Origin of the sequence: Virgibacillus sp. Bac332 (assembly GCF_003667785.1) — a bacterium.
In the GTDB taxonomy this organism is placed as follows: Bacteria; Bacillota; Bacilli; order Bacillales; family Amphibacillaceae; genus Virgibacillus; species Virgibacillus salarius.
Genome location: NZ_CP033046.1, coordinates 2,165,470 through 2,183,242 on the forward strand (window position 1 = coordinate 2,165,470; position 17,773 = coordinate 2,183,242).

A 17,773-nucleotide genomic window follows, 5' to 3' on the forward strand; every position below is an offset into this window, starting at 1 on the left:
ATAAATTGGAAAAATTAAAGGAGGTTTTTTCAGATGACAGCAACGTTGCAAACAAAGAAACTATCAAATTTTATTAATGGCGAGTGGGTGACGGTAGATTCATCGACAGCTGTTATTAATCCAGCGAATGGGGAAGAAATCGTTCAAGTACCTTTATCTGGAAAGGAAAGTGTTGATGTCGCTGTAGCAGCGGCTAAGCAAGCACAGAAAGAATGGGCATTGGTTCCTGCACCGCAGCGAGCAGAGGTGTTGTATCAAGTTGGGAACATAATGAAAGAACGAAAAGAGAGGCTATCTCAATTATTAACCATGGAAAATGGAAAAGTAATTGAAGAGGCTCGGGGAGAAGTTCAAGAAGGAATTGATATGGCCTTTTATATGGCTGGTGAAGGGCGTAGATTATTTGGGCAAACAACTCCAGCTGAATTAAAGGATAAATTTGCAATGAGTCAGCGTTGTCCTGTTGGTGTTGTTGGTATTATTACTCCGTGGAACTTTCCAATAGCTATTGCCACATGGAAGTCGTTCCCTGCAATTGTTGCTGGAAATGCAGTAATTTGGAAACCAGCTACGGAGACACCAATCATGGCATATGAGTTAGCAAAGATATTTGAAGAAGCAGGTCTGCCAAAGGGAGTAATCAACGTTGTATTTGGTGGAGGTTCTATCGTTGGCGATGCCATGGTTCACCATGACGATATTCGAATTATTTCTTTTACAGGATCAAATGAGACTGGTAGAAACATTGCAGCAGAATGTGGAAAGCAATTAAAGAAAGTATCTTTGGAGATGGGTGGCAAGAACGCAGTTATTGTAATGGATGATGCAGACATTGATCTTGCAGTCGAAGGGATTCTTTGGAGTGCATTCGGTACAAGTGGTCAGCGCTGTACTGCCTGTAGTAGAGTAATTGTTCATGAGCGTGTAAAAGAAACGCTTGAAGAAAGATTATTAGTAGAGATGGAGAAATTGACGATTGGAGATGGGCTAGATCAATCGGTAAAAGTTGGACCTATTATTAATAAATCAGGTTTGAATAAGATTAAGCAATATGTAGAAATTGGAAAAGAAGAGGGAGCGAAACTATTGGCTGGAGGCTTTGTATGGCAGAATGGAGTAAGTCAAGGTGGACATTATTTTGCACCAACTCTATTTACGGATGCCAAGCCTTCGATGCGGATTGCCCAGGAAGAAATATTTGGCCCAGTTGTCTCTCTAATTCCTGTAAAAAGCTTTGAGGAAGCGATTGAAGTGAATAATGGGGTTAGCTATGGTTTATCAAGCTCTATATTTACGAAAGATGTGAATCAAGTATTCCAAGCCCAACGTGATTTAGATACTGGAATTGTCTATGTTAATGCAGGTACTACTGGAGCAGAGATTCATTTACCATTTGGTGGTACAAAGGGAACCGGCAATGGTCACCGCGATTCAGGTGTGCAAGCATTGGACGTATTTACGGAGTGGAAAGCAGTTTATGTAGATTATAGTGGAAAACTGCAACGTGCTCAAATCGATGTCGATTAGTAAATAAAAGTAAATCTTCATCGGGTAGGGTATTACTACCCGTTAACCAGCGACAGACTGGAATACTTCATGAATATGATGTAGAAGGAGTGGATGGAATGAAGATAGGGGTATTAGGATCAGGATTAATGGGTAAAGAAGCTGCACGTGATTTGGTTACAAGTGAAGGAGTTACTGCTGTAGGATTAGCAGATATTGATTTAGCACGCGCACAAGATATATGTGAGCAGTTACAATCCTCGAAATTGACTGCATATCAGGTCAACGCAGCTGATAAACAGGAATTAGCTAATTATATGCGCCGATTTGACGTGATTATTAATGCATTATTTTATTCGTTTAATGAAGTAGTTGCGCAAACTGCAATTGAGGTCGGAGTAAATGCTGTTGATTTAGGTGGACATATTGGCCATATGACAGATAAAGTCTTAGCTTTGAAAGAGGAAGCCAAAGCTGCTGGAGTTACTTTAATTCCAGATCTAGGGGTAGCCCCTGGAATGATTAATATTCTTTCTGGATACGGTAACAGTAAATTAGATAAGCTAGAATCTATAAAACTCTATGTTGGTGGGATTCCAGTTAAACCAGAAGCACCGCTTGAATATAATCATGTATTTTCGATGGAAGGTGTATTTGATCATTATACAGATCCATCCTTGATTATACGAGACGGAGTGAAGCAGGAGATTCCATCTTTGTCTGAAGTAGAGCGAGTCTATTTTGAAAAATTTGGACCGCTTGAAGCATTTCACACTTCAGGTGGTACTTCAACTCTCTCTATATCTTATCCTCATTTGCAGACACTAGAATATAAGACGATTCGCTACCCAGGTCATGCGGAGAAGTTTAAGCTTTTAGTAGATTTAAACTTAACACGTACGGACTATCAAGTGGATATTAATGGTCAACAAGTAAGTCCAAGAGATGTTTTCTTAAAGGTTCTTGACCCAATTGTCGAGCTAGGAGAAAAAGATGATGCGGTTTTATTACGTGTTGTTGTCTCTGGTCAAAAGGACGGACAATCTACGACGTATTCGTATGAAATGACGACATATAAAGATAGAAAAACCCAAGTAACTGCTATGGCTAGAGCAACAGCTAACACTATTTCGGTTGTAGCACAAATGATTGCCAACCAAACAATTACAAAGAAAGGTGTCTATCCGCCAGAGCAAATTGTTCCAGGTGATCCATACATGAAGGAAATGGCAAAACGTGGGGTAAACATTATGGAAAAAGAAAACGTAGTAAAGACACATGTTAAGATATAGATAGATTTTTCATCCCTCTGCAATGAAGCGGAGGGATTTAACTTTAAATCTCAGCAAGGAGTCTATCGATGAATCAAAGCGTAATGAAAGCATTAAAAATTGTAGAGTTATTTAGAGAAGGTGCTCAAGAATTATCCTTAAAAGAGATCTCCAATCAAGCGAAAATGCCAAAACCTACTGCTTATCGATTACTAACCACGTTAGAACAAAATGGTTATCTAAACAAAACGAAGGAAACGGAGCATGATGTGAAATACCAATTAGGGTTGAAATTTTTGGAGCTAGGAAATTTAGTTTCTGATAGACTTGAAGTAAGGGGGATAGCTTTACCTTATATGGAGAAATTAGCAAAGGAAATTAATGAAGTTATCCACCTTGTCATCGTGAATCAAAATGAGGCTACTTATATTGAAAAGGTAGAAAGCTCAAGAGCACTTCGTCTTAATACTAGAATTGGTAGGAGTGTACCATTATATATTGGGTCTGGACCAAAATTGCTTCTGGCCTTTTTGACAAGTGAGCGGCAGGAGGCTATTATCAATCAATCGGAGCTTATATCTACACATCATCCGATTAATAAAGAGCAGTTAAAGGAAGAAGTAAAGCAAATTCAAAAAAATGGTTATGCATATAGCATTGGAGAGCAGGATGAGGATACGACAGGAATATCCTATCCGATCTATAATTTTCAACAAAAGGTTGTTGCTGCATTAGCAGTAAGTGGTCTTTCCAGCCATTTCGAAGGAATTAATTTGGAGTTAATAAAACAAGAAACAGCTAAAACTGCAGCTGAAATTTCACAAAAGCTGGGCTATCAATCAGCTGATCAAGATTAGAGGAGGGATTTGTAACTTGAATACAGTATTCATTGCAGGGCATGCTCGTTTGCCTTCAGGAATGGCAGCCCAAAGCATTTATCAGACCTTAACAATTACAGCTGAAATTGATAAAAAATACGGTGTTATTGTGGCAGCGGGCTGTACATTAGCTACGGATCATGGAAAAGATTTTGTCCAGCAATTATTAAGAGGTCATAGTCTACAAGATGGTATCGAAAAACCAGTTGAACTTATTAAGAAACATTACTTAGGAAAAGCAGGTAATGCATTATCATCGGCTTTGAAGGATTTGTATAAACAATATCAAAGCTGTTATGAACAAACATAAATGAACATGTACAAGGGTATTAGATTTCGGCAAAAATTGGGAACTTGAAAGAATACGAGTTTTGTATGAACGACAATTGGGAACGGTGGTCTGATAGGGGAATGCTCACCTCAACAAAGGAAATGAATATGATTGTTATGGAAAAATGGTGTTCCTTTATAAAATGCATATCTAGTATGTAGGAAAAGAAGCTGTCTTTTGAGACAGCCCCCTTTTAGCAATAAATCTAGTTATTATTGATCAATACCAATAGATATATATTTTTTCTCTACGAATTCATCCATACCATGATGGCCACCTTCTTTTCCGATACCTGATTGCTTTATACCACCAAATGGAGCCTCGGGCGTTGCAGGGAAGACGTCATTAACACCGACAATACCATAATCAAGCTTTTCTGAAACGCGGATAGCTCGATTGGTATTTTCCGTAAATATATATGCTGCTAGCCCGTAATCCGTATTGTTTGCCTTTTGAGTGACATCCACTTCATCTGTGAATGTTTGGATAGGTATAACTGGTCCAAAGGTTTCTTCGTGCATAATTTTCATGTCTTCTGTAACATTAGATAAAATCGTTGGTTGATAATAATGACCTGGTAAATCACCTTCCCACAGCTTTCCTCCGTGAGCTACAACAGCTCCTTTATCCATTGCATCCTCTACATGAGATTGTACCTTTTCACAGGCTTGCTTATTTATTAATGGCCCAATCTCTGTATCTTTTTCTATTCCTAAACCTATCTTTAGATTTTTTACTTTTTCTTTTAAAAGCTGTGCAAATTTATCCGCGATAGAGGAATGAACATATAAGCGGTTTGTGCATATACATGTTTGCCCATTATTTCTAAATTTACTTCCTAAAACGAGTGACGTTGCTTTTTCAATATCAGCATCTGCAAAGACAATACTTGGAGCATGACCACCTAGCTCAAGCGATAATTTCTTTAAGTGTTCGGCACTTTCTCTCATTAAATATTTCCCAACAGCAGTTGATCCAGTAAAAGTAATTAGACGCACATTTTTATTGGTGAGTAATCGTTTTCCAATTGCCCGTGCATCACCAGTTACTAGATTTACTACACCTTTAGGCAATCCAGCACGTTCAAATAGCTTGATAATTTCTATTGCGGATAAAGGTGTCTCTGGGGCTGGTTTTAATACTACTGTACAGCCAGCGGCTAATGCAGGAGCTAATTTACGGGTAATCATCGATGAAGGGAAGTTCCATGGTGTTATTGCTCCTACAACGCCTACCGCTTGAGGAATGACAACAAGTCGCTTGGATTTTATGGAAGAAGGGATCCACTCGCCGTAATTCCTGCTCGCTTCCTCTGCATACCAAAGCAGAAAACCAGCAGCACCTTTTACTTCTCCAATTGCTTCTTTTAAAGGCTTCCCTTGCTCCAATGTTAGTATTTTACCGAGACGTTCTGCATCATCAAGCATGAGTTGAGAAGCTCTATATAAATAACGTGACCTTTCTCTTCCGGTTTTGTTGCTCCATACAGGAAATGCTTCTGAAGCAGCTTGAATAGCCCGATCCGTTTCTTTCCCTCCAGCAAAAGCAACATGAGTTATAGGTTCTAAGGTAGCTGGATTATAAATTGTATCAGTTGTATCTTCATGAATATCTTCCCACACTCCATTAATAAATACGCTCCTTGTAAATGCATCAAACATGATAAAGCCTCCTTTTAAAAAAGATCAAACACCCGGTAGCAAACCAGGTGCATCACTACTATTACTTTATTCTCCAAGTAATTCCTATTAGAACCTTAATGAAGCGATTATCTAAAAATCTCACCATCTCTTGCTGTTTTTAGTCAGTTAATCAATTCATTTTGCTCCCATGCAGGTAGCATGTTGTTTAATGTTTTATCTTTACGATAGCCAAGCACATATTCAGCCTGCATAATCGTGTGAATTTCACGTGTCCCTTCATAGATGACAGGTGCCTTAGAATTACGTAAGTAGCGTTCTACCGGGTATTCATCAGAAAACCCATAGGCACCATGAATTTGGACAGCATCATCTGCAGCCTTATTAGCGAAATCACAGGCCTGCCATTTTGCTAATGAGGTTTCCCTTGTATTGCGTTTTCCTGCGTTTTTTAATTCTCCAGCACGATAAACAAGCAATTTACTCATTTGCAAACCCGCTTCCATATTTGCAATCATTTGTTGAACTAATTGATGTTTACCAATTTCTTTACCAAAAGTTGCTCGTTCATGACAATATTTAATACTTGCCTCTAGACAAGCCATGATTTGGCCCACTGCTCCAGCTGCAACTGTAAATCTACCATTGTCCAGTGCAGACATAGCGATTTTGAAGCCTTCTCCTTCTTCGCCAAGTAAATTTTCCTTTGGTACTTTAATATGATCGAAGAATATTTCACCGGTGTTTCCAGAACGAATGCCTAATTTACCTTTAATTGCTTTAGAAGAAAAACCTTCCCATTCCCTTTCAATAATGAAAGCCGAGATTCCTTTATGCTTTTCAGATCGTTCTTTTGTATAGGCGAAAACGATAAAGTTATCGGCAGTATCGCATAAAGAAATCCATGTTTTTTGACCATTAAGAATATAATAGTCACCTTGCTTTGTTGCAGTTGTCTCTAATGCTGCAACATCTGATCCAGCGCCAGGCTCCGTTAAACCAAAAGCACCGATCTTTTTTCCCTGTGCTTGAGGTACTAAGTACTTCTGTTTTTGTTCTTCATTCCCCCACTGTAATAAAGTCATACTATTTAAACCAGTATGAACGGATACGGCAGTACGAAATGCAGTATCTCCACGTTCAAGCTCTTCGCAAACAATAGCAAGGGCGTTATAATCCATACCGCTTCCTCCATATTCCTCTGGAATACATACACCCATTAAACCTAAATTTGCGAGCTTTTGTATGATCGTAGGGTCAAATTTTCCTTCCCTATCCCATTGAGAAATATAAGGCATTATTTCTTTATCCGTGAACGTTCTTACGGTGTCTCTTAACATATTTTGTTCCTCCGTGAAATTGAAATTCATTTAAACAACTCCCTTATATTTTTTTATTTGATACACCTAATTGCTTGAAAATTACACTATTATGTTCTCCGGCATCAGGTGGATGGTGCCTATAAGTAACTGGCGTACGTGATAATTTTAATGGACTTCCTATCATATTAATTGTTCCTGCGGTAGGGTGGGGAAGATTAATAAACATTTCACGGGCAAGTAACTGTTTATCGTTTGCTACCTCAGCAATGTTTTGAATAGGACCACATGGTATTTTCTGTTGTTTGCATTTTTCTAACCAGTCGTTAGTAGGATAATGCAACAATACATTTTGGAGCAGAGGAATTAACTCTTCTCGATGCTCCACTCGATTAGGATTAGTCAGAAACCGTGGATCTGTTTTTAATTCAGGCTTATTAATAACGTCGCAGAGTGCCTGGAATTGTCTATCATTCCCTACTGCAATTACCATCTCACCATCTTTTGTTTTGAAGGTCTGATACGGTACAATGTTTGCATGGTTATTTCCCAATGGAGTTGGTATCTTACCTGACATTAAATAATTGCTACCTATATTAACAAGTGCACTGACCGCAGTATCGTATAAAGCTATATCTAATTTTTGCCCTTTTCCAGACTGGCTTCTTTCCAGCAGTGCACCTTGAATACCTATGCATGCATATAATCCTGTCAGAATATCCGTTATTGCTACACCTAGCTTTTGTGGTCCAGTATCTTCATCTCCAGTAATGCTCATTAAACCACTCATAGCTTGAATAATAAAATCGTATCCAGGCATGGCCTGATAAGGTCCAGTTTCACCAAAACCAGTAATAGAGCAGTAGATGAGACCGGGATTTATTTCCGAAAGCGTTTCGTAGTCTAATTCGAATCGTTCCATCGTTCCAGTCCGAAAATTATTGATGACGACATCGCTCTCTCTAATCAGTTCTTTAATTTGTTTTATTCCTTCTTTAGACTTTAAATCGATCGTAATACTCTTTTTATTACGATTCGTACAAAGATAATACGCGCTTACTCCTTCTTGAAAGGGCGGTCCCCATTTCCGAGTTTCATCACTTCCACCTGGTGCTTCTACTTTAATAACCTCTGCACCAAGATCACCAAGAACCATTGTGCAATAAGGTCCTGCTAGTACTCTTGATAAATCAAGTATACGAATATGCTCTAAAGCACCTGCCATGTTTTCACTCCTTTTTGTAGAATTAAAAAGCCAATTCAAACTAAATTACAGTGCACTGTAATTTGAGTTGAACTGGCTTTTACCTGTTGATACGGCTCTGGTATGGAGCTGTGAACAGGTTAGGCAGCTTATTGATAGGTAAATAGATGAACGAAAATCAATAATGCATATGCAGTTAATTCTTATTATTCAGTATACTATTATCTATTTGGTTTGTAAACGTTTTCTTTATGGGTTTATGAATATGGAGAATGAGTGGTATTTGTGCAAAATTAGGATGTGTATAAAGAAAGCTTGTAAAGAAACAAAGGGGTCTCTTTACAAGCAGATTAAGAAGAAGTCTAGTATTTATTTTATAAGTAGTCTAAACCTCGTTGCTCAACTATTTTATCCATAGGAGTTTTAGAAGTTCTTTTATTATTTGGTTGCTTTTTGTAATTTATTAATCATTTTTAGGGCTCTGCCTGTTCCAATAGCAACGGATTCAAGTGGATTTGGTGCCAGATGTACTGGAACGATAATTTCTGTAGAAAGCCATTCCTGCATGCCATTTAATAGCGCGCCACCACCAGTTAAAACAATCCCGTGATCTACTATATCTCCACTTAGCTCTGGTGGGCAATTTTCAAGTGTTGAACGAATTGTTTCTAATACTTGCTCTAAAGACTCTTTCAATGCAATATGAATTTCCTTTGATGTAATGGTAACTGTTTTAGGTAGTCCTGTTACCATATCTCGTCCTCGAATTTCCATTGTTTCTTCCTTATGATTCGGATGAGCATAGCCAATTTCCATTTTAATATTTTCTGCTGTCCGCTCTCCAATTAAAATATTATAGTTTTTACGGATATGATGAATAATTTCTTCATCCATTTTGTCTCCACCGATACGAACGGAATTACAGGAAACAACTCCACCGAAAGATATGATACCAACCTCTGAAGTTCCACCACCAATATCAACAATAACATTTGCAATGGGCTCATCAACTGGTAGGTCTGCACCAATTGCAGCAGCGATTGGTTCTTCGATTAGATGTACGTGTTTTGCACCATAGCTTGTTACAGCGTTATGAATAGCACGGCGTTCTACTGTTGTACTTCCAGAAGGAGTACAAACAACTACAACTGGTTTACGCATGGACATTCCGATTTTTTTGCTCACTTTTTTCAAGAATTCTTTAAGCATTTGAGCAGTTACATCATAATCTGCGATTACACCATCTTTTAACGGGCGAATAGGTATAATGTTTTGCGGTGTTTTCCCTACCATTTCTTTTGCTTCCGCTCCAACCGCAACTACTTGTTTTGTATTTACATCAATAGCAACAACAGAAGGTTCATTTAATACAATACCTTTAGATTTCGAATATATGAGTATATTAGCAGTACCAAGGTCGATTCCAATCTCAGCAGTAGATAACATAATTTAGATCCTCCAATGATGACAATTTTATCTTTTATAATAGTTCTCTTATTGATTATAGTTTTAGGGGGTAGATATACAAGTGTTACTTTTTGGAAAAATAATTAAGAGATGAAAAGACTATTATACTACAATGTAAAGTAGATTTGCCCCTATTTTACGTGACATTTCTATTACAAATTGTTAGAAGCTGTAATATAACATCTGGATTTGCAACCATGTCAACACTAATTTTATTGTAATTTTTTCCTATATATTGTTATTTTTCCTGTGTACGCTTTTCGCTAAAAAAATGAATCCCTATAAATAATAGGTTTAGAGAATTGCTAATACCATGTTCGCATGTGAGTCAATCGATTGGCAAGCTCTTCCATAAATATTACAAAAAATCCATGCTATGATGATTTTGCACGAAACAAAACAACGATAAGGAGTGTGTCACATCAATGATTAAAAAGATAGGCATAGTTACTGCATTATCTACTGCATTACTATTTGGAGGGGCTTTTTCATCTTCTGCTGATGCTTCTGCAAAAGACTTTTCGCAGAATCATATATACAAAATCTTCTATTCTATTAATGGGGATTGGAAGAGTATTTCTGAGGATAATTTAAATGATTTACTAGCTAAATATATGAATAAATTCCAATTAAACTGGAATGAAATCAATTGGGATAAAATTCATGTCGAAAAGCAAGATAAATCAAACGCAGAAAAACCAGCAAAAAATGAAAAACCTGCCAAAGAAGATCAAGCAGATCAAAACGACAAACCGGCTAAAGAACAAGAAAAATCAGAAGAACCTAAGCAACCAGCTAAAGAACAAGAGAAACCTGAAGAGCCAAAACAACCAGAACAATCAGAGGAAACACCAGATAAAGAACAGCCTGCCGAGGAGCAGCAACCTGAAAAACAACCAGAGCAAAATAATAATCAACAACAAACAGAAGAACAACCTAGTCAAAATGAAGAGCAAGCACAATCTCAAGAATTAAGTCAGTTTGAGCAAGAAGTAGTTGATTTGACAAACCAAGAAAGAGCTAAGCAAGGTCTACCAGCTCTTAAAGTGGATACAGAGCTAAGTAAAGTTGCGCGTGAAAAATCAAAAGATATGGCAACAAATGGCTACTTTTCACACAATAGTCCAAATTATGGTTCTCCATTTGATATGATGAAGCAGTTTGGTATTAGCTATAAAACAGCAGGTGAAAATATTGCTAAAGGGCAAAGAACTCCTCAAGAAGTAGTGAATGCTTGGATGAACAGTGAAGGTCACCGTGCAAATATTATGAATGCTAATTTCACTCACATTGGAGTGGGGTATGTTGAGCAAGGCAATCACTGGACTCAACAATTTATTGGAAAATAAGTAGTTTAGGAGATTGACTGAGGTCAATCTCTTTTTTTATAAGTTAAGAAAGTATAAAATCAGCGCAATGACTGCGTTAAGCCAAGTAGTTATTTTGAAATGTTTGATGTATATTGGCAATGCTCCGACTAATTACTTCGCTTTCCGCGGGCACGGCCTCAACTAACTTTGCAAAGAAGAACACGTTGCAAAGTGGATTTTCGGCTCGCGCTAATCCCGCAGGAGTCTACGTAATTAGTCTCCGCTATGAGAAGGTGCAACAATTCTTGTCATAAGTAATAGGTTGACTTTTTTTACAATGGGTAAAGTGAAAATCGCTATCCGTGAGTATAAAAGCAGCTGTGTTACTTCATGCTAGCGTTGTAGAGCCTGATAATAGCGAAGGCCGGCCACTTCAACTCCTGTGGGAAATGTTTGACCTGAAGATCCACTTTTTTGAGCGGGTTTTGCTAAAAAAGTTAGCTGAAGGACAAACCCCACGGAAAGGGAAGTGGGCAGCTGGAGTGGTGGTCAAGCAAGCAGTAGCTATTATTCCATAATAGCTACTAGAGGAAGCGTAAATCTGAGCATTTAGTGATAAGGAATGAGCGAATTTTGCTCAGTTTTTTTAATAGTCTAGGAAATTATAAAATTTAAAAATGTAGATAAATATCGTCGTGCTGAGCCGCGTCCAGCTCCAGCATCCAGAAATGATGCGACTTCACGAATCGCCCTAATCTAAGTCATCATTGGCTTGCAAGCTCACCGTGATTTCTTTATCTCCGTTGACTCGATCCAGGCGCTACGTTTCTAATCGGGCACTTGCGCTTTTGTTCATGGTTCAGAGCAAGTCAAGTATTTACGGAGGCTACGTTCATTTGTTCCATTTTTTTATACAGCAATTTTTAAGAATAGTCGTTTCTGAACATAGCGGGTATACACTTTGGATTCTCAAGCTCTATAATTACAATACTTTTGATGTGTAACTGTTTTATGTAGTATTCCTATTGCTGTATAATATGTTGTGGTGAAGAGAAGGGAGTGAATTGAATGATACGAACAATCAAGATATACATATATGCTAGTTTACTTGTACTCGGAACGTATTTTCAATTAAAACGAGTACAAAAATCTGTTAATCAACTAACGAAAGAAGAAATTTTTATTCAGCCAAGAAGTGTATCAAGGAAAGTAATGAAGCGAACTGGCAGTATGGTTATGGTCAATGGTCAGGAAAAATTACCAAAGGGACCTGTTTTATTTGTAGCGAACCATCAAGGCTTATTCGACATTTTAACGTTACTTGGGCATCTTGGAAAGCCGGTTGGATTTATAGCCAAAAAAGAAATACAAAAGCTTCCAATAATAGCTTCATGGATGGAATTAGTACATTGTGTATTCATTGATCGCACGGATCGAAGACAATCTGTTAAAGCAATTCACCAAGGAATAGAAAATTTGAAAAGTGGTCATTCCATGGTCATTTTCCCAGAAGGTACAAGAAGTAGAGGAAGTAGCTTAAATCCCTTTAAGCCAGGAAGCTTCCAATTAGCATTAAAGGCTAATGTACCTATCGTACCTGTTGCAATTGATGGTACTTATCAAATGTTTGAGGAAAGAAATGGCAGAATAAGTCCATCATGGGTTACATTGACGATTGAAGATGCAATATTTCCAGAAGAGTATAATGGAAAAAACTCTTCAGAGATCGCTGAACAAGTTCAGAGTGTTATAAAAAGGCGATTGCAAATAGATGGTGCAGATGATCGGATGACGTCAAGCGGTGACCAACAAGTGTCGACTACATAGATGAAAGTAAACCTTCAATCAGTGGGAATAACCAAAACCCCAACTGATTGAAGGTTTATTTTATATAAACGTTTTTTCGTTAAGAGAGAGTACTACTTATTAACAATGTATAAAGGGCTTTTCTGATAAGTTGGTAAAAAAGCTTACGAGAGGACTGTTTTACATGATTTTTTCATATTAAATTTCATTATGTACCGTAGTATGGCATATCCTTTGCTACTTCTAACTCATGATGAACCTCGTCAGCATATCCTTGCATCGTAGCAACTTCTAGCTTCATCATACTTCTAGCATTTATCCCCCGCATATAACTGGCAGTAAGACCCCGAGTTCAAGGAAAAAAATGACCCAAATGTGGATAAGAGGGGATTCAACTGCTAGTAAATGCCCGATTGATTCTAGGGCCTTTAAGTCATACCCTTGTGGTACTACCAATCCGTGGGGAAAAACAAAACTTCCCACGGATTGAAGTTTCACTTTATATCCATGTACAGGTAGTTTCATTTTGGAAGAATTAGATATACTAATACTGAGGTGATAGAAGTGGTTCAAGGAACAGTGAACTGGAATACAGAGATAACACAAGAATGGTTGCAAAGCTATGTGGATGATTGGGTGAAATTTTATAAAAAGCAGACTAGGGATGGGGAGGTTGCTTCTTATATTCCAGAGTTAAATAAGGCCAATCCAAATCATTTAGGAATTTCTATAGTAGGAAATAATGGGGTAACTATAAAATCTGGGGATGTAGACATTCCTTTCACAATACAAAGTATTTCGAAGGTATTCTGTTTTATTATTGCCTGTATGGAGAGAGGCGTCTCCTATGTCCTCGATCGTGTGGATGTAGAACCTACAGGAGAAGCATTTAATTCGATCATGCATTTAGAAATGAGAAAATTAAAGAAGCCGTTTAATCCTTTTGTTAATGCAGGAGCGATCACGGTTTCTTCCATGTTGAATGGTAAAACGTCTGATGAGAAACTAGAGCCATTATTTATATTATTAGAAAAGATGTTAGGGTATCGTCCAGCATTAAATATTAATGTGTATGAATCAGAACGAGATACATCGATTCGAAATCGTGCAATTGGTTATTATCTATTAGAGTTAGATTACCTAGAATCAGATATGAATATAACCTTAGAAACTTATTTTAAGCAGTGTTCAATCGAGATTACGGTTGATGATTTAGCTACTATTGGCAGGGTGTTTGCTAATGATGGAATTGATCCTAATTCAGGTGTAGAAATTATTCCTCGTAAGATAGTCAGATTGGCTAAAGCACTAATGTTAACTTGTGGAATGTATGATGCATCTGGTAAGTTCGCTGCTTATGTAGGTATTCCTGCGAAAAGTGGTGTCTCAGGGGGGATTATTGCAGTTGCGCCACCAAGAGTGCGTGACGAGGAATTACCTTTTATAGATGGATGTGGAATTGGAGTTTACGGTCCCTCATTAGATGACAAAGGCAATAGTATTGCAGGAATAAAATTATTAAGGCATATTGCAACGAAGTGGGACCTGAGTGTGTTCTAGTAAAAATAATGGAGGTGAGCCTGTGTGTGGGAGATATACGCTACTGGCAGATGAGTTGGAAATCTTAACCACATTCGACTTGGATCAAGAAGCTATTGAAAATTATGAACCAAGCTATAATATTGCACCTGGACAAAGGATCTTAGCCATTATACATGATGGCAAGCAGAAACGGGCAGGGTTGTTACGCTGGGGACTTATACCTAGGTGGGCGAAAGATGAAAGAATCGGGTATAAGATGATAAATGCTCGTAGTGAAACGGCTCATCAGAAACCAAGCTTCAAACAGTTATTAATGCAGAAAAGATGTATGATAATAGCTGATAGTTTTTATGAATGGAAGAAAACGGAGAATGGTAAACAACCACAGCGAATACAAATAAAAGATCGTAAGTTATTTGCTTTTGCGGGCTTATGGGATAAGTGGGGGTACGGGGATGATGAACTCTTTACTTGTACTATACTAACAAAAGCTGCTAATAAATATGTGGAAGCTATTCATCACCGCATGCCAATTATTTTGCCAGTTGAAAAGGAAGATGCATGGATAAAGCCGACCAAGCAAAAACCTGAGGATACCCAACGATTTTTACAGTCACTTCAAGAAGAAGCGTTGAAATCCTATGCTGTTCAACAGTATGTTAATTCTGCTAAACACAATGATGAACAATGTATCCAGCCAATTACTTCTGCATAAATTGGTGATGCTAGGACAAACGTATTTTATTTAGATAGGAATAGAGGCTGGGACAAAACACAACTTCTTTACTCAAAATACGAAAAAATCATGTCTTTTGTCTCAGCCCCTATGTGTTTACTTCAAAAAGGTTCTATTATCGGTCTATCAAAACCTTCGCTTTTCGGGCACGACCTCAGTCTCTTCAAAAAGCACAAATCGCTTTTTTTAGAGTCTTTGAACTTGTGCTTTCCCGCAGGATAAGAAGGGCTTTGGTAGCATACATCCCACGCGGAAAAAGCGCTCTTCTTTTTCAAGGAGTCAACGTATGTTGACTACGTTTCGTATGATCATGATTGTTTGACTTTTCCCGTCATTACTAGATTATTATCCTTGTTCTGCCTTAGCTTGTTCTTTTTCCTCCTTAGCTACCTTCAGGAATTTCTTTGTTTCATAGACGACTACTCCAGATAAACCTAATAGTCCTATTAGGTTTGGCACAGCCATTAATGCATTCATAATATCTGATATTCCCCATACAATATCTAGTTTTTCCATTGACCCATATAATACAGCTAATACAAATACAACACGATAAATCGGTATGGCTTTATCATTGAATAAGTACGCAAAGCATTTTTCTCCGTAATAAGACCATCCTACTAAGGTTGAAAAAGCAAATAGAATGATACCAAATGTAACGATATATCCACCTGTATCTCCGAGGAATGCCGCAAATGAGGCAGCAGTTAAATCACCACCATCTAGCCCGCCTTGATACATGTCAGCCATTACGATTGTAATTCCTGTGATGGAACAAACGATAATGGTGTCAATGAAAACCTGTGTCATGGATACCAATGCCTGACGACCAGGGTAGTCTGTTTTTGCTGCAGCGGCAGCAATTGGAGCTGAACCTAGACCTGCTTCGTTTGAAAAGACACCGCGTGCAACACCATAGCGGATAACCGTACCTAAAATACCACCGCCAATTGCACTACCAGTAAATGCATCTTCAAAAATTAGTCCAACAACACCAGGAATAAGATCAATATTCATAACCATAATAATTAATCCACCAATGATATAAAATAAGGCCATAATCGGAACAAAGAAAGCGGTTATTCTGCCAATGCTTTTAATGCCTCCAAGTATAACTAGTCCTACCAGTATGGTAAGTACAATACCTGTTACCCATGTTGGTACATTAAATGTCCCTTGAAGGGCGTCAGATACAGAATTGGATTGCACCATATTTCCAATTCCAAAGGCTGCAATTGATCCAAAGATTGCAAATATAATGCCTAGCCATTTTGCATTTAACCCTTTTTCTAAATAGTACATCGGTCCACCAGACATCTGACCTTTACTATTCTCAACTCGATATTTAACGGCGAGAATAGCTTCGGAATATTTAGTAGCCATTCCAAATAATGCAGATATCCACATCCAAAATACAGCACCTGGCCCTCCGAGCACGACCGCAGTTGCAACACCTACAATATTCCCAGTTCCAATCGTTGCTGCCATTGCTGTTGTTAATGCTTCATAATGACTAATATCTCCTTTGGATTTTTTATCTTGTTTAGCAGGACTGAATGCTAGCTTTAACGCATAGGGTAGTGTGCGAAACTGTAAAAAACCTAAACGAAACGTTAGATACAAACCTGTTCCAACAATTAGTATCAATGTTGGCGGCCCCCATACAAAGCCACTTATAGCTTCGATGATATCCATCATTTTTTCTTTCCCCCCTTTTTATACTTATATTAAATATTCCGAAAAATACAAACGCATGTCAAGGGATTTTAGAGAATTAACTAGAAATTAATTTGGTGAAATAGGTATTGTAAATGCTGTTTAATAGCTATTTGAAGCCAAAATGAAGGGGAAAGAACAGTTCATACTCAATAGTTAGTAGACGATGTTAGATAGAAACCTTTGCCTGTCACCATAGAAGTTGCTTATAATAGAAATAAATGCAAAGCAGGTGTTATGATGATTCGAGTAATGTTTGTTTGCTTAGGAAACATTTGTCGATCGCCAATGGCTGAAGCGATATTCCGCGAATTAATAAAGCAAGCTAATTTAACCGATCAAATCCGGGTTGATTCAGGAGGGACTGGTAGTTGGCATATAGGTGAAGAACCGCATCATGAAACCAAATTAATTTTACAAAGAAACAATATTTCTTCCGATGGATTGATTGCAAGACAAATAAATGCAGACGATGCCAAACGATTTGATTATATTATTGCAATGGATGATCAAAATAAAGAAGATTTGCTCCAATTAGTTGGACAAAAGGATAACGTAATGATTGCTAAATTAATGGATTTTGTGAATGATCCAGAAGAAAACAGCATTCCTGATCCGTATTTTACGGGGAACTTTGACTATACATATAGGTTAGTTTCAACGGGATGCCGTCAGCTACTGGAATATTTAAAAGAAGAACATGCTATAAGTTAAGGAGTGATTTTAATGGGAAAACGAAAATTATTTTTAGGTGTAATGATTGGAGCAACAGTAGGGGGATTAGTTACATTATTTGATAAAGATACGAGATCATATAGTAAAGAAAAGCTCTCAACTGCTAAATCAGGTACAAGTTATTTGATGAAGCATCCTTCCGAAGCTGTTCACTCTATTCGAACTGCATTTGATACGTTTAATCGGAACTTTACAACTGGAGCTGAGAAAACAATAGATGCTCTTGAGCAAGTAGAAGCAACTCTAGATAAAGTTGCTAATAAAAATGAAGCCAACCGAATAGAATAAAGGAAATCACAAAATACCATTGAC

At 37.8% G+C, this 17,773-nt stretch carries 16 protein-coding genes; 11 read left to right on the forward strand and 5 right to left on the reverse strand.

What is annotated here, in order from left to right; all coding sequences use genetic code 11:
- Positions 1-33: 33 nt before the first annotated feature.
- The 4 genes from D9782_RS10350 to D9782_RS10365 all read left to right on the forward strand — a co-directional run bounded on the left by D9782_RS10350 (position 34) and on the right by D9782_RS10365 (position 3,965).
- Positions 34-1,527 carry an aldehyde dehydrogenase family protein gene (locus D9782_RS10350; protein ID WP_026682904.1) on the forward strand — a complete coding sequence of 498 codons (1,494 nt, stop codon included), beginning with the start codon at positions 34-36 and terminating at the stop codon, positions 1,525-1,527.
- 98 nt (positions 1,528-1,625) lie between these two features.
- Positions 1,626-2,798 (forward strand): saccharopine dehydrogenase family protein, encoded by a 1,173-nt coding sequence (locus D9782_RS10355; RefSeq protein WP_026682905.1) that lies wholly within the window; start codon positions 1,626-1,628, stop codon positions 2,796-2,798.
- 68 nt (positions 2,799-2,866) lie between these two features.
- Positions 2,867-3,634, forward strand: coding sequence for an IclR family transcriptional regulator (locus D9782_RS10360; protein ID WP_121604715.1), 768 nt, complete (start codon positions 2,867-2,869; stop codon positions 3,632-3,634).
- A gap of 16 nt (positions 3,635-3,650) precedes the next feature.
- A complete protein-coding gene (locus tag D9782_RS10365; protein ID WP_121604716.1) occupies positions 3,651-3,965 on the forward strand; it encodes a DUF3870 domain-containing protein in 315 nt (104 codons plus the stop codon).
- 233 nt (positions 3,966-4,198) lie between these two features.
- Here D9782_RS10365 and D9782_RS10370 read toward each other — a convergent pair whose 3' ends face one another.
- From D9782_RS10370 to mreBH, 4 genes are all read right to left on the reverse strand, one after another.
- Positions 4,199-5,647 (reverse strand): NAD-dependent succinate-semialdehyde dehydrogenase, encoded by a 1,449-nt coding sequence (locus D9782_RS10370; protein WP_121604717.1) that lies wholly within the window; start codon positions 5,645-5,647, stop codon positions 4,199-4,201.
- Positions 5,648-5,790: 143 nt separating this feature from the next.
- Positions 5,791-6,996: an acyl-CoA dehydrogenase family protein gene (locus tag D9782_RS10375; RefSeq protein WP_026682908.1), complete on the reverse strand. Its 1,206-nt coding sequence runs from the start codon at positions 6,994-6,996 to the stop codon at positions 5,791-5,793.
- Between the two features lie 13 nt (positions 6,997-7,009).
- The gene (locus D9782_RS10380) at positions 7,010-8,170 is read right to left on the reverse strand and encodes a CaiB/BaiF CoA transferase family protein (protein WP_026682909.1); all 1,161 of its coding nucleotides are present in this window, start codon (positions 8,168-8,170) and stop codon (positions 7,010-7,012) included.
- 417 nt (positions 8,171-8,587) lie between these two features.
- Positions 8,588-9,595, reverse strand: a complete 1,008-nt coding sequence (mreBH, locus tag D9782_RS10385; protein WP_026682910.1) for a rod-share determining protein MreBH — start codon at positions 9,593-9,595, stop codon at positions 8,588-8,590.
- A gap of 446 nt (positions 9,596-10,041) precedes the next feature.
- On the opposite strand from mreBH, the gene D9782_RS10390 reads away from it, so the two are divergent.
- The 5 genes from D9782_RS10390 to D9782_RS10410 all read left to right on the forward strand — a co-directional run bounded on the left by D9782_RS10390 (position 10,042) and on the right by D9782_RS10410 (position 14,989).
- Positions 10,042-10,965 (forward strand): CAP domain-containing protein, encoded by a 924-nt coding sequence (locus D9782_RS10390; RefSeq protein ID WP_026682911.1) that lies wholly within the window; start codon positions 10,042-10,044, stop codon positions 10,963-10,965.
- Positions 10,966-11,288: 323 nt separating this feature from the next.
- On the forward strand, positions 11,289-11,504 hold the full coding sequence (locus D9782_RS10395; RefSeq protein WP_121603973.1) for a hypothetical protein: 216 nt from the start codon (positions 11,289-11,291) through the stop codon (positions 11,502-11,504).
- A gap of 490 nt (positions 11,505-11,994) precedes the next feature.
- Positions 11,995-12,753 (forward strand): lysophospholipid acyltransferase family protein, encoded by a 759-nt coding sequence (locus D9782_RS10400; protein ID WP_121604718.1) that lies wholly within the window; start codon positions 11,995-11,997, stop codon positions 12,751-12,753.
- 543 nt (positions 12,754-13,296) lie between these two features.
- The gene (locus D9782_RS10405) at positions 13,297-14,292 is read left to right on the forward strand and encodes a glutaminase (protein ID WP_026682587.1); all 996 of its coding nucleotides are present in this window, start codon (positions 13,297-13,299) and stop codon (positions 14,290-14,292) included.
- Between the two features lie 22 nt (positions 14,293-14,314).
- A complete protein-coding gene (locus D9782_RS10410) occupies positions 14,315-14,989 on the forward strand; it encodes an SOS response-associated peptidase (protein ID WP_026682588.1) in 675 nt (224 codons plus the stop codon).
- 366 nt (positions 14,990-15,355) lie between these two features.
- On the opposite strand, the gene D9782_RS10415 is transcribed toward D9782_RS10410, so the two are convergent.
- Positions 15,356-16,708, reverse strand: a complete 1,353-nt coding sequence (locus tag D9782_RS10415) for an alanine/glycine:cation symporter family protein (RefSeq protein WP_121604719.1) — start codon at positions 16,706-16,708, stop codon at positions 15,356-15,358.
- Positions 16,709-16,966: 258 nt separating this feature from the next.
- On the opposite strand from D9782_RS10415, the gene D9782_RS10420 reads away from it, so the two are divergent.
- Both D9782_RS10420 and D9782_RS10425 read left to right on the forward strand, forming a co-directional pair.
- Positions 16,967-17,440 carry a low molecular weight protein-tyrosine-phosphatase gene (locus tag D9782_RS10420; protein WP_121604720.1) on the forward strand — a complete coding sequence of 158 codons (474 nt, stop codon included), beginning with the start codon at positions 16,967-16,969 and terminating at the stop codon, positions 17,438-17,440.
- 12 nt (positions 17,441-17,452) lie between these two features.
- The gene (locus D9782_RS10425; RefSeq protein ID WP_121604721.1) at positions 17,453-17,749 is read left to right on the forward strand and encodes a YtxH domain-containing protein; all 297 of its coding nucleotides are present in this window, start codon (positions 17,453-17,455) and stop codon (positions 17,747-17,749) included.
- Positions 17,750-17,773 lie beyond the last annotated feature (24 nt).